This is a genomic window from uncultured Pseudokineococcus sp. (genome assembly GCF_947499845.1).
In the GTDB taxonomy this organism is placed as follows: Bacteria; Actinomycetota; Actinomycetes; order Actinomycetales; family Quadrisphaeraceae; genus Pseudokineococcus.
In genome coordinates this window covers 116143-129468 of sequence record NZ_CANMPM010000009.1, presented here as the reverse complement: position 1 = coordinate 129468, position 13326 = coordinate 116143, and the positions used below count along the sequence as shown (strand labels likewise).

10 protein-coding genes are annotated in these 13326 nt (G+C 77.2%); 2 read left to right on the top strand and 8 right to left on the bottom strand.

Translation table 11 applies throughout. From position 1 onward, the window contains the following. Positions 1-186: 186 nt before the first annotated feature. The 7 genes from Q0789_RS10440 to dxr all read right to left on the bottom strand — a co-directional run bounded on the left by Q0789_RS10440 (position 187) and on the right by dxr (position 10087). A complete protein-coding gene (locus tag Q0789_RS10440) occupies positions 187-1311 on the bottom strand; it encodes a right-handed parallel beta-helix repeat-containing protein (protein WP_298804863.1) in 1125 nt (374 codons plus the stop codon). 65 nt (positions 1312-1376) lie between these two features. Continuing rightward, positions 1377-2939 carry a sugar transferase gene (locus Q0789_RS10435; RefSeq protein WP_298804861.1) on the bottom strand — a complete coding sequence of 521 codons (1563 nt, stop codon included), beginning with the start codon at positions 2937-2939 and terminating at the stop codon, positions 1377-1379. A gap of 387 nt (positions 2940-3326) precedes the next feature. After that, entirely contained in the window at positions 3327-4226 is a 900-nt protein-coding gene (locus tag Q0789_RS10430; RefSeq protein ID WP_298804859.1) for a GNAT family N-acetyltransferase, read from the bottom strand. 121 nt (positions 4227-4347) lie between these two features. Continuing rightward, positions 4348-5745, bottom strand: a complete 1398-nt coding sequence (locus tag Q0789_RS10425; RefSeq protein ID WP_298804856.1) for an alpha/beta fold hydrolase — start codon at positions 5743-5745, stop codon at positions 4348-4350. A 2-nt stretch (positions 5746-5747) separates the two neighbouring features. Next, a complete protein-coding gene (ispG, locus tag Q0789_RS10420; RefSeq protein ID WP_366917715.1) occupies positions 5748-6902 on the bottom strand; it encodes a flavodoxin-dependent (E)-4-hydroxy-3-methylbut-2-enyl-diphosphate synthase in 1155 nt (384 codons plus the stop codon). A gap of 492 nt (positions 6903-7394) precedes the next feature. Further along, a complete protein-coding gene (locus Q0789_RS10415; protein ID WP_366917714.1) occupies positions 7395-8747 on the bottom strand; it encodes a site-2 protease family protein in 1353 nt (450 codons plus the stop codon). 47 nt (positions 8748-8794) lie between these two features. After that, complete coding sequence (gene dxr, locus Q0789_RS10410; RefSeq protein WP_298804851.1) at positions 8795-10087, bottom strand: 1-deoxy-D-xylulose-5-phosphate reductoisomerase; 1293 nt, start codon at positions 10085-10087, stop codon at positions 8795-8797. A 250-nt stretch (positions 10088-10337) separates the two neighbouring features. On the opposite strand from dxr, the gene Q0789_RS10405 reads away from it, so the two are divergent. Together Q0789_RS10405 and Q0789_RS10400 are read left to right on the top strand one after the other, a co-directional pair. After that, on the top strand, positions 10338-11390 hold the full coding sequence (locus Q0789_RS10405) for a hypothetical protein (protein WP_298804848.1): 1053 nt from the start codon (positions 10338-10340) through the stop codon (positions 11388-11390). Between the two features lie 103 nt (positions 11391-11493). Then, positions 11494-12174, top strand: a complete 681-nt coding sequence (locus Q0789_RS10400; protein WP_298804846.1) for a GNAT family N-acetyltransferase — start codon at positions 11494-11496, stop codon at positions 12172-12174. A 37-nt stretch (positions 12175-12211) separates the two neighbouring features. On the opposite strand, the gene Q0789_RS10395 is transcribed toward Q0789_RS10400, so the two are convergent. After that, the gene (locus tag Q0789_RS10395; RefSeq protein ID WP_298804844.1) at positions 12212-13306 is read right to left on the bottom strand and encodes a GGDEF domain-containing protein; all 1095 of its coding nucleotides are present in this window, start codon (positions 13304-13306) and stop codon (positions 12212-12214) included. Positions 13307-13326: the final 20 nt, after the last annotated feature.

The window sequence follows — 13326 nt, the reverse complement described above, 5'->3', positions numbered from 1 at the left end:
CGGGACGGCGGGGCTGGAGTGAGGTGCGGCACGGCGGCGGTGCGGGGAAGGGGTACGGCGGCTCCCGGCTGGCGGCTCGCCGCTTGAGAGGGTAGACGGGGCGCCGGGGCGCTGACCGCCCCGCGGGAGGGCGTCCCCGGTCGTGACGCCCGGTCGGCCCAGCGACGGGACGGCGCGCGGGGCCGTTCAGCCGGACGTGGGGTCGACGTCCTCGCCGTCGAGGGTCCAGCCCCGGACGACGAGGCCCTCGGCGGCCGGGGCCGACAGCAGGTCGGCGGGCCCGCCCTCGAGCCGGAGGTCCACGAGCTCGACGCCGGTCACCGGCTGGTCGCCGATGACGCCGACCTGGCGGCTCGCGGTCGACCGCGTGCCGCGGACGTCGAGGTCGCGCACCTCCACCGCGGAGAGGTCCGCCTCGTCGCTGCCGTCGAAGAGCAGGACCGCTCCGTGGTCGATGTCCTCGTCGGTGTTGGCGTCGACGACCCGGCCGCCCTCGACCACCACCCCGTCGGTGGAGGTCGTGAAGTACGGGTCGCCCTCCGTCGCGACGTAGACGCCGGCCGCGCCCGTGCCCTCGACGTCGACGTCGGTGATCACCACGTCCTCGCCGCCGACGACCGAGACGCCGCGCGCCGCCGAGCCGCGCACGACCGGCGACTCGATCCTCACGGCGCGGCTGGGAGCCCCGTCCTGGGCGTAGGAGACGACGGCCACGCCGTCGTCACCGGTGTCCTGCGTCGAGGCGTCCACGACCCGTCCGTCGGAGGAGCCCTGCGTGATGTGGATGCCGTCCGCGCGGGTCCCCTCCACGCGCACGCCGTCGAGGAGGAAGCCGGTGGACGCTCCGGCGACGAAGACGCCCGCCGCGGCGGACCCCCGCACCGTGACGTCGTGGAGCTCGACCCCGCTGGTGCCCCGCAGCAGGAGGCGCTGCTGGTCCTCGCTCGACCAGCGCCGCGTCGTGCCGGGCGTCGACAGCACGAGGTCCCGCAGCACCACGTCGTCGGACTCGACGCGGAAGGACGAGCGCTCCTCGTCCGTCGCCACCAGCTCGGCGGGCCCGCGGACCTCGACGTCGTCGACCGACAGGACGAGAACGTCGGAGGTGGCGTAGGTGGCGCCGTCCGCCAGCCGCAGCTGCTGGCCGGGGCGCAGCGCGTCCATCGCCTCCTGCAGCGCCGCCGTGTCGTCGGCGCGGCCGTCCCCGACCGCGCCGAAGTCCTCCGGCCGCACGACCTCCGGCCGGGTCAGCACCCAGGCGACCGCTCCGGCGACCGCGAGGGCGACCACCACAGCGGCGACCGCGAGCACGGGCCCCCGGCGTCGCCGTCGGGCGTCGCCTGCGGCGGGGGGCGCCGGGGCCTCAGCGGCCGTGCTCACCCGCCACCGCCGCGGAGGACCTCGCGGAGGGTGAGCAGGACGATCTTCGCGTCCAGCCAGAGCGACCAGTTGGCGATGTAGTAGTTGTCGTAGCGCGCCCGGTCCTGGATGGAGGTGTCCCCCCGCAGCCCGTTGACCTGCGACCAGCCGGTGAGGCCCACGGGCACGCGGTGGCGGGCCCAGTAGCGGTCGTGGTCGCGCGTGAACTGCTCCACGAAGACCGGCCGCTCGGGCCGCGGGCCGACGAGGCTCATGTCCCCGCGCAGGATGTTGAAGAGCTGGGGCAGCTCGTCCAGGGAGGTCTTGCGCAGGAAGCGGCCGATGGGGCTGACCCGCGAGTCCTGGGCGATGTTCCAATTCGTGGCGCTCTCCTCCTCGGTCGCCGGCCGCATGGAGCGGAACTTGAGGACCGTGATGGGGCGCGACCACAGACCGACGCGCTCCTGGCGGAAGAGGACCGGGAAGCCCGAGTCGACGACCACCGCGAGCGCCACGAGCGCGAGGACGGGGGCGAGCAGGACGACCGCGAGCGCGGCGGCCGTCCGGTCGACGAGGGTCTTGACCGCCCACGCCGGCGAGGACATGACGTCCGTGCGCAGCCGGACGAGGGGCGTCCCGCGCAGGCTCTCGACGTCGGGCCCGTCGTGCGTCAGCTCGAAGAGACGGGGGACGACGAGCACCTCGCAGCCGTGGGAGGCCGCGACGATGACGCTGTCGACGACCTCGGCCTCGGGCTGGGCGCTGTAGGCGACGACCACCGTCTCGACGCGGTGCTGGTCGAGCACCTCGTGCAGGCGCGACTCGTCCTCGAGGAGGACGGGCACCTCGCGCTGGTCACCGCGGGCCCCGCTGTGGCCGTCGATGAAGCCGACGGGCTCGAGGCCCTGCTCGGGGTGGCGTCGCATCGCGGCCACCAGGTCGCGCCCCACCGCGCCCGCGCCGAGGACGAGCGTGCGGCGCCGCGCCGACGGGTCGCGCCGCAGCCGACGGCGCAGGCCGGCGTAGAGGGCGACGCGCACGACCGAGCTGAGGACGAGGAAGAGCGCCAGGAAGAGGGTCGTCGGCGCGAGCAACTGGCTGCTGCCCCACAGGACCACCGACAGGCTCGCCACACCGAGCGTGAGGACCGTGCTCTGGACGACCCGCGGCATCTCGTCGAGGACGCTGAGGCCCAGCCGGCGGCGGTAGAGGCCCATGGTCGTCCGGGCGAAGAGCAGCAGCGCCGCGGTGAGCACGACCATGAGGCTGTGGAGCTCGACGACGACGCCGGCGGCCACGACCACGAGGAGGTCGGCGACGACGGCGACGACGACGCGGCGGTCGAGGCCCTGGCGGCGGCGCGAGCCGGTGGCCGCCGCGGCCGCCAGCACGCCCTCGGCGTCCGGGAAGCGGCCCCCGCCCGCGGGCGGGCGTCCCGCGGCGCGCTCGGCGACGGTCGCCAGGCGTGCGGCCGCGCGCGTCAGGGGCGCCGGGACGCCCTCGTGGGGCGCCGAGGACGACCGCTGGACCGCGGGTCGGCTCGACGTCCTCGTGCTCGTGGTGCTCGTGGCCTCGGCCATGGCGGAAGGACCCTCCGTGGGAGACGTGCTCGGGGTGGGCGGCTCCGTCGACGCCACGAGATGACTGATCGTGACACGGGCGCGCCAGGCGGACCGGCGGATGAGGAAGTTCCACCCCGTTCGGGTCATCGACAGCGCCCCCCAGGCCCCTGCGCTCGCCCACCGCTCACTGACCGTGCTCGCCGGACGTCTGATGGTCACAACTGCATCTCGTTCGGAGCAGTGCGCAGGGTGGTTTGGGGGTGCCCGGGCCGCCTCGCGCGACACGGCCGCCCCCGGCTCCGCCCGAGCGGCCGGGGCGAGGTGCTGCGGGCGGCCTCGGCGGGCCGCAGCCGGCGGGCGCCGCGGGCGCCGCGGGCGCCGCGGGCGCCGCGGGCGCCGACCCCCTCAGAACAGGACGGTCGCCAGCGTCCCGGCGCGGGAGAAGCCGGCGCGGCGGTAGGCCGCCACCGCCGCGGTGTTGAAGTCGTTGACGTACAGGCTCACCGCCACCGGCGAGGCCTCGCGGGCGAGGGCGACGACGGCGGCGGTCCCCGGCGCCGCCAGGCCCTTCCCGCGCAGCGCCGGGTCGACGTACACGCCCTGCACCTGCACGGCGCGCGAGGACACGGCGCCGAGCTCCGCCTTGAAGGCCGTCCGCACCCGCCGAGGCGTCGGCAGCGGCTCACCGTCGACGACCGGGTGCAGAGCGCTCCCCTCGCCGGCGTCCAGGCGCAGGAAGGAGCGCCCGGCGGTCACGAGCTCGGCGACCCGCGCGCGGTACGCACGACCGCCGTCCCACGCGACCGGCGAGTAGCCGACCTCCTCGGTGAACATCGCCACGCAGGCCGGGACGAGGACGTCGAGGTCCTCGGACCGCGAGCGCCGCACCAGCGGGTCGGGCGCGACGGCGGGCGGCCCGTCGAGGACGAGCAGCGGCTGGCAGCGCCGGACCTCCCGCGCGCGCCCCCAGGACGGCGTCAGCCGCTCCCACAGCCCGAGCGCCGCGTCCGCGGGCCCGACGATCGACGAGCACCGCCGTCCCTGCTGGCGGGCCCGAGCGGCGAAGGCGTCGACCGCGCGCTCGTCGGCCTCGACCGGGACGAGGTTGGCGCCCGACCAGCAGGCCGCCTCGAGCCGTCCGGGGGACCCGAGGCCCCAGACCTCCCCGCCGAGGCGCCGCGGGGAGAGCCCCGCCGCCTCGACGCGCCCGGCGACGAAGACGTTGGCCACCGGGTCGCGGTCGCACAGCTCGAGCAGCTCGTCCCGGTCGGCGTCGTCGAGCACCCTCGCCCCGGTCCGCAGCACGGCCTCATCCCACCACCTCGCCGGGGCCAGCGCAGGACACCCGGCCGGGACGCGCAGGACGTCGGGCCGCGCACGGGGCGGGGCGCCGGACGCGCAGCGCCGGTCGCGGTCGGCGCGGACCTCAGGCCAGCGGGCCCCCGCGCTCGGCCACGGACGCCAGCAGACGGTCGAGCACGGCGCCGCCGCTGGCCCGCAGGCCGTCGTGCTGCCACTCGTTGGTGACCCAGACGTCGCACCGCCCGAGCGCCCGGGCGGTGGCCAGGGAGATGTCGACGTCGACGTAGAGGTCGTCGTGGTAGGCCAGCGCCGCCACCGGCACCTCGTTCGCGGCCAGCACCTCGGGCTCGTAGAGCGGGCCCCAGTCGTCGGCCGCGTGGAGCAGCTCGGTCGCGCCGCGGAAGGGCCGCAGGGCCGCGGTCTCCTCCACCTGCCACGGGTAGGTCATCTCCCCCAGCAGGCCGAGGTGGCGCGCGGACGGCTCCAGCTCGGGCGGCAGCAGCCGCTGCGCCGCCCACGCGGTCGGCCCCTGCCCGAGCAGCGGCCCCTGCGCGTAGATCGACTCGTGCAGCACGACGTACAGGGGCCCGTCGGCGTGGCTCGTGCGCTCCTCGACGGCCGCGAGGAAGGACGGCGCCAGCGGCCCGTCCGGCGCGGCGCCGGGCCCGTCGCGGAACGCCTCGTCGAGCAGCCAGTGCAGGTCGTCCGACCCGTCCCCGCGCCCGAGCGCGATGCCGAGCGACTGCAGGCGGCGCGTCGTCAGCCGGTCGCCCGACGGCAGGCGCACGTCCTCGGCGTCCAGCCGGTCGGCGAGCGCGTCGAGCAGGTCCGCGTCCCCGGGGAAGCGGGCCAGGTGGCGCGCGTTCCGGTCGAGCACGCGCGGGTAGGTGGCCGCGTAGACGTCGTCCGCCGTCGCCGTCAGGCCCGCCAGGCCCCCGGTGACGTAGCAGGCGGCCAGGCCGTGCGGCGCCCGCGACAGGTAGGTCAGCGTGACGAAGCCGCCGTAGCTCTGGCCCAGGCTCTCCCAGCGCCGGCCGCCGTAGACGGCGTGGCGCACGTGCTCGGCGTCGGCGACGACGGCGTCGGCCCGGTGGTGGCGCAGGTGCTCGGCGAGCGCGGCGTCGCCCTCGGGCGTGCCCGCGCCGAGCTCGGCCGCCCGCGAGGCGTCGACGCGCGTGCTCCGCCCCGTCCCCCGCTGGTCGAGCAGGACGACGCGGTGCGTCCGCGTCGCGCGCGCCAGCCACCCCTGGCCGGGCACGGGCCGCGGGCTCTTGCCCCCGGGGCCGCCCTGCAGGAAGAGCAGCAGCGGCAGGTCCTCGCCCTCGCGGCGGACGTCGACCACCTCGCGGGCCAGCACCTGCAGCGTCGGCCCCGGGTCGTCGGCGGGCACGGGGCCCGACGGCGGGACGGGGCGGCCGGGGCCGCCCCGCTCCCCCAGGTCCCACCGCAGCGGGACGTCGACGACGTGGTCGGTGACGGCGAGGCCCCGCAGGAGCGTGCGGGTGGACGAGCGCAGCGGCACGCTCAGCCCACGCTGACGGTCGGCGCCCCGGCGGCGGCCGGCCCGGCGGCCTCGCCCGCGGGCTCGCCCATCTGCTCCGCCAGGCGCTCGGCCTCGGCGATGAGCGTCTCGACGATCTGGTCCTCCGGCACGGTCTTGATGACCTCGCCCTTGACGAAGATCTGCCCCTTGCCGTTGCCGGACGCCACGCCGAGGTCGGCCTCGCGGGCCTCGCCCGGCCCGTTGACGACGCAGCCCATGACGGCGACGCGCAGCGGCACGGTCATGCCCTCGAGCCCGGCCGTCACCTGGTCGGCCAGCGTGTAGACGTCCACCTGGGCGCGCCCGCACGACGGGCACGACACGATCTCGAGCTTGCGGGGCCGCAGGTTCAGCGACTCGAGGATCTGGGCGCCGACCTTGACCTCCTCGACCGGGGGCGCGGACAGCGACACCCGGATCGTGTCGCCGATGCCCTGCGACAGCAGCGCCCCGAACGCCGTCGCCGACTTGATGGTGCCCTGGAACGCCGGGCCGGCCTCGGTGACCCCGAGGTGCAGCGGCCAGTCGCCCCGCTCGGCGAGCAGCTGGTAGGCGCGCACCATGACGACGGGGTCGTTGTGCTTGACGGAGATCTTGAAGTCGTGGAAGTCGTGCTCCTCGAACAGCGACGCCTCCCACACGGCCGACTCGACGAGCGCCTCGGGCGTCGCCTTGCCGTGCTTCTCCATGATCCGCTTGTCGAGCGACCCGGCGTTGACGCCGATGCGGATGCTCACGCCGGCGTCCTTCGCCGCCTTGGCGATGGAGCCCACCTGGTCGTCGAACTTGCGGATGTTGCCGGGGTTCACCCGGACCGCCGCGCAGCCCGCGTCGATCGCGGCGTAGACGTACTTCGGCTGGAAGTGGATGTCCGCGATCACCGGGATCTGCGACTTCTGGGCGATCGCCGGCAGCGCGTCCGCGTCGTCCTGGCTCGGGCACGCGACCCGCACGATGTCGCAGCCCGTCGCGGTCAGCTCGGCGATCTGCTGCAGCGTCGCGTTGATGTCGGTCGTCGGCGTCGTCGTCATCGACTGCACGCTCACGGGCGCGTCCCCGCCGACGTCGACCGTCCCCACCTTGATCTTGCGGCTCTTGCGCCGCGGCGCCAGCACCGGCGGCGGAGGGGCGGGCATGCCGAGGGACACGGGCACCGAGGGGCTCATGTCCCGAGTATCCCCCCGGCCGCGGACCGCTCGCGAGGGCGTGCCCGCCTCCTCGGGGTCGATGTCGGGCGGTTGGGTCCGCGCCGACCGCCGGGGTCTCGACGGGCACTGGCGACGCGCCCGGTGGTCGCCCGCCGCGGTGGTCCGGGCGCTGCCTGACGTGCCCGCCGAGCCCCCACCGCTCGACGCTCGCACGCTCGTCCACCCGGCCAGGGCGCCGGTCACGGGGATGCGGTGACGCACACGGGGTGCGGGCCGGGTGGCTCCGCGGGCACGTCAGGCGAGCAGCGTGGCCGGGGCGTGAGCCCCGGCCGCGCGCGCAGCCAGTGCCCGTGGAGGCACCCGGGTCGCGCCCTCCCGACCACGCGACGACCACGGACCACCCCGGCACCTCACCCAGCAGCCCGCGCGCGCGACCACCGCCCCCGGCGAGGAGCCGCGCGGACGGTCCGGAGGTCGGGCTCAGCCCAGCAGCGAGATGGGCCGGACGACGTCGGCGTAGAGCAGGAGCAGCGACATGACGACGAGCGCGCCGGAGACGACGTAGACGACCGGCATGGCGCGGGCGACGTCGACGGGGCCGGGGTCGGCGCGGTGGCGCAGGCGCGCCACCTGGCGGCGCAAGCCCTCCCAGAGGGCGCCGGCGACGTGGCCGCCGTCGAGGGGCAGCAGCGGGACGAGGTTGAAGACGAAGAGGGCGACGTTGAGCCCGCCGAGGACGCCGAGGAGCCCGGCGACGCGGTCGGTGACGTCGAACTGGTCGATGGCGGCGAACTCCCCCGACAGGCGGCCGACGCCGACGATGCCGATGGGGCCCTCGGGGTCGCGCGGCGCGCTGCCGAAGGCCGCCTGCGCGACCTCGACCATGCGCAGCGGCAGCGTGAGGACGACGCGGCCGACGGCGACGACCTGGTCGGCGACGACGCCGGGGACCGCGGTCACGGGCTGGGCGGCGCGCTCCTGCACGGGCGTGATGCCGACGAAGCCGGCCTCCTCGGTGAGCACCGCGCCGCCGTCGCCGACGACGGGGGCGCCGCCCGCGTCCAGCTGCGGCACCTGCGTGGCGATCGGCGTGATGGTGAGGTCGACCTGCCGGCCGTCGCGCTCGACGACGAGCGGGACGGCGCGGCCGGCAGCGTCGCGGATGTCGGCGCGCAGCGCGTCCCAGCCGTCGACGGGGCGGCCGTCGAAGGCGACGACCTCGTCGCCGGGCAGCACGCCCGCCGCGGCGGCGGGGGTCGGCGGCGCGTCGGCGGGGCAGGCGGTCGCGGTCGACGTCGCGGGCAGCACGCACTCGCTGACGGCGCCGACGCGCGTCGTGGGGGCGAAGGCCGTGCCGATGGTCGTGGTCAGCACGCCGAGGAGCACGACGGCGATGAGGAGGTTCATCGCCGGGCCGCCGAGCATGATGACGACGCGCTTCGCCACGGGCAGGCGCCAGAACGCGCGGTGGGCGTCCTCGGGGCCGACCTCCTCGGCGGAGAGGCGGCGGGCGTCGTCGGCGAGGGTCTGGAAGATGCCCGTGGAGGACTCGCGGACGACCGAGGGGTCCTCGCCGCGGCGCGGGGGGAACATGCCGACCATGCGGATGTAGCCACCGAGCGGGAGCGCCTTGACGCCGTACTCGGTCTCCCCGCGCCGGCGCGACCAGACGGTGGGGCCGAAGCCGACCATGTACTGGGTCACCTTGACGCCGAACCGCTTGGCGGGCAGCAGGTGGCCGACCTCGTGCAGGGCGATGGACGCGGCGAGCCCGAGGGCGAAGACGAGGACGCCGAGGACCACGAGGGCGACGGCGCCCGGGCCCCAGGTGATGGTGAGCCCGGAGCCCTCGGCGGCGGACGCCAGGACCGGCAGGGCGCTCACCGGCGCGCCCCCGCCGCGTCCGGCGCGAGCACCTCGCGAGCGCGGGCGCGGGCCCAGCGCTCGGCGGCCAGGACGTCGTCGAGGGCGAGCTCGTCGGCGGTCGTGCCGCCCGCCACGTCGGGCGCCGCGGCGGACTCCTCGACGACCCGGGCGACGGTGTCGACGATGCTCGTGAAGCGGGTGCGGCCGGCGAGGAAGGCCTCGACGCACTCCTCGTTGGCGGCGTTGTAGACCGCGGGCGCGGTGCCGCCCGCGGACCCGACGGCGCGGGCGAGGCGGACGGCGGGGAAGGCGTCGTCGTCGAGGGGCTCGAAGTCCCAGGACTGCGCCCGGGTCCAGTCGCAGCCGGGCCCGGCGTCGACGACGCGGTCGGGCCACCCGAGGCCGAGGGCGATGGGGATGAGCATGCTCGGCGGGGAGGCCTGGGCCAGCGTGGCGCCGTCGACGAACTCCACCATCGAGTGCACGAGCTGCTGGGGGTGGACGACGACGTCGACCCGCTCCATGGGGACGCCGAAGAGCAGGTGCGCCTCGACGACCTCGAGGCCCTTGTTGACGAGCGTGGCGGAGTTCGTCGTGATGACGCGGCCCATGGCGAAGTTCGGGTGCGCCAGGGCCTGCTCGGGCGTCACCCCCTCGAGGCGCTCGCGGCTCCAGCCGCGGAAGGGCCCGCCGCTGGCGGTGAGGACGAGTCGGCGCACCTCGTCGGCGCGCCCTCCGCGCAGGCACTGGGCGATCGCCGAGTGCTCGGAGTCGACGGGCACGACGGCCCGCGCCATCCCGCCGGCCCGGGCGGCGGCCGCGAGCACGAGCGGCCCCCCGACGACGAGGGACTCCTTGTTGGCGAGGGCGAGGACGGCGCCCTCGGCGGGGCCACCGGGGGCCGCGGCCTCGAGCGCGGCGAGGGAGGGCGCCAGGCCGACGCTGCCCGTGATGCCGTTGAGGACGACGTCGGCGGGCAGCGCCGCGGCCCGCTCGACCGCACCCTCGCCCGCGTCGAGGGAGGGGGCCCAGCCGCCGAGGCCCGCGGCCCGGGCGGCGTCGGCGAGGTGCTCGCGCAGCGCGGGCAGGGCGCGCTCGTCCGCGACGGCCACGTGCTCGACCCGGGCGGCCACGGCCTGGCGGGCCAGCAGTGCCGGGTCCGAGCCGCCGGCCGCCAGGGCGACGACCCGGAAGCGCTCGGGCGCGGAGGCCACGACCTCGAGCGCCTGGACGCCGATCGAGCCGGTGGAGCCGAGGACGACGACGCGTCGCGGCCCGCTGGTCGGCGGTGACGTCGGGGAGCTCACGCCGCGATGGTGCCACCGCCGTCTGACGGCTCCCCGCGAGCACGCTGGGCGGACGTCGCGACGCCGGGCGACGGCCGCGGACGGGTCACTCGATCGGGTGACGGCGTGATCGTTCCGTGACCTGGGGTTCCGGCCGGGACGTCCTCGACCTAGCGTCGACGGCCCAGCGGCGCTCCCGCGCGGCGGCCGGGTCCGGACGACCCGGCGGTCGGGGCCGCCCCTCAGCGAGCACGTCGGAAGGGCCTCTCCCATGACGCAGCGCACCTCCTCCCCCCGCCGGTCCCGGGCAGCGGTCGGCGCGGGCCTCGCGGCCCTGCTCCTCGGCGCCCCGGTCTCCGCCGCGGCCGTGACCGGCGCGCCCGCGGCCCCGGTGGCGGGGGCCGCCGCGACGGGCGTCGACACGGCCGACCAGCGCCGGGCCGTGGCCGACTACTGGACGCCGGAGCGCATGGAGGGGGCGACGCCGGGCTCCTCGCTGGTCGAGCGGGCCGACGCCCGGCGCCACCTCGAGAGCGCGGCCGGCGCGGCGGGCGACGTGCTCGCCGGGACGCCGGAGGTGGTCGACGGGCTGACCGGCGCGGCGGGCCGCGCCGCCGGCGGGCTGCTCGCCGCCCCGACGGCCGACGCGACCGGCGTCCCCTGGGCGGGTGGGGGCCAGGTCGTCGACACGACCGGCAAGGTCTTCTTCACCCTCGGCGGGGCGGACTACGTGTGCTCCGCGAGCTCCGTCGCCGCGGACAACCTGTCCGCCGTCCTCACGGCCGGCCACTGCGTCCACGGCGAGGGCGAGTACGCGACGAACTTCGTCTTCGTCCCCGGCTACGACGAGGGGGCCGCCCCGCACGGCGTCTGGACGGCCCGGGCGCTCGTGACGACGCCGCAGTACGAGGCGTCGGAGGACCTGGACTTCGACGTGGCCTTCGCGGTGCTGTCCCCCGTCGCGGGGCGGCCGCTGGCCGACGTCGTCGGCGCCCAGGGCATCGCCTTCGGCCAGCCGCGCGGCGAGCGCACGCACGCCTTCGGCTACCCGGCCGCGGCGCCCTACGACGGCGAGAGCCTGCAGTTCTGCAGCGGCACGGCGCGCCCCGACACCCTGGGCGGCAGCGCCGACCAGGGCCTCACGTGCGCGATGACGGGCGGCTCGAGCGGCGGGCCCTGGTACTCGGGCTTCGACGAGGCCACGGGGACGGGGACCGCGACCTCGCTCAACAGCTTCGGCTACGTCGTCGACCCGACGACGATGTACGGCCCCTACTTCGGCGCGCAGGCGCGGGAGACGTACGAGGTGGCCTCGGCGTCCTGACACCGGGGCCCTGCGCACGGGCGTCCTAGGCACCTCGCGCCGGAGGTCCGTGCCGCGGCAGGCTCTGCCCCGTGGCACGGACCTCCTGCACGAGCACCGCGTCGTGAGCGACCCTGCCGACGAGCCGCCCGCAGGACCGGTGCGTCCCTCGCGCGCCCGGGTGGCTGAGGGGGGCGCGCCGTGGACGCCCGAGCGCCGGGCGGCCGCCCGCCCGAGGTCGGTGGCGCGAGAGGTGCCCGGCCCCGAGGGCGGCGACGCCCTCGTCCGCGACGCCACCGTCGAGGACGCCGCGGCCTGCGCCGCCCTGTACGCCCCGTACGTGCTCACCACGGCGGCGACCTTCGAGACCGAGCCGCCGGACGCCGCCGAGACGGCGCGGCGCATCGTGGCGTCGCAGCACGAGCACGCCTGGCTGGTGCTCGTGGACGGCGACGAGGTCGTCGGCGAGGCCCACGCCACGCCCTTCCGGCCCCGCCCGGCCTACCGGTGGACGTGCGAGACGACCGTCTACCTCGCGCCGGGGGCCACCGGCCGGGGCCTCGGCCGGCTCCTCTACGGCGCGCTGCTCGAGCGACTCGCCGGGCGGGGGCTGCTCACGGCGACGGCCGTCGTCGCCCTGCCCAACCCGGCCAGCCAGGCGCTGCACGCGACCCTCGGCTTCGCCCCCGTCGGCACCTTCGCCCGCGCGGGCTGGAAGCTCGGGGCCTGGCGCGACGTCGCCTGGTACCAGCGCCCGCTCGGGGAGGGCCCGCGCGTGGGGGTCCACCCGGTCGAGCCCTCCTGAGGCGCGGGGTCGGCCACGGGATCGGCCGGGACGCGCCTCAGGCCCGGGGCACGGGTGCGACGGCACCGTCCCGCGGACGGCGCAGGGCCGGGGGCGGTGCCGGCGCACCGGGCGGCTCGGCCGGCGCCAAGCCGTCCCGGCCCGCCGCCTTGGCGCGGTAGAGGGCCGCGTCCGCCGCGCGGTACAGGTCCGGCAGGTCTTGCGCGTGCTCGGGCGCGTGGGCGACGCCCACGCTGACGGTCGCCGCGACGCGCGCGCCCGTCGACGGTCCCGTGACGAGGGGGTTGTCCCGCACCCGCCCGACGACCTCCCGGGCGCACCGCAGGGCGTCTCGCGCACTCGTCCCGGGGAGCAGGACGGCCAGCTCGTCGCCGCCGAGCCGGCTGACGACGGCCGACGCGGGCACCACCTCGTGGACCAGCCGCCCGAGGTGCACGAGCAGGGCGTCGCCCACCGGGTGGCCGTGCGTGTCGTTGACCGCCTTGAAGCGGTCGACGTCGACGAGCACGAGGGCCGTGCCCGCGTCGGCGTCCGCCGACGTCAGCGCGCAGGCCGCCGCGTCGTCGAGCACGCGGCGGGTGACGAGGCCCGTGAGGGGGTCGACGGCCGCCTGGCGGCGGAGCTCCTCGACGAGGGCGTCGGTCCGGTGGTGCGCACGGGCGAGGACCCCGGTGAGCGCGACCGCGACGGCCGCCAGGTAGGCGCTGTCGGTGAGCGCCTCCTCGAGCGGCAGGAGGGACGCGGTCGTGACGACCTCCCCCACCACGGCGGCCGCCGTGACGACCCACGCCCCGGCCGGGCGCAGGTGGGTCGCCGCGACGAGCACGGGGAGCAGGAAGAACACCTGCCCGGCCGTCGTGGCGTCGCGGGTGAGCAGGTCGAGGCCCGCCACGAGGCCGACGGAGGCCAGCGGCACCGCGCCGTGGACCCACCGGGGCACCCGGTGCGGGGCGACGGCCAGCGCCGCCGACCCGGCGAGCAGCACCAGGACCACCCCGGCGACGGCCCACAGGGTCCACCCCGGCGGAGGGCGCAGGGCCGTGTAGGCGCCGAGCACCACGGCGGCGAGGACCAGGACGGCCCGCAGGGCGCGCAGCGACGCCCGCTCGTCGCGGGGGGAGAAGACGGTCACCCCCTCGCCATCGACCGCAC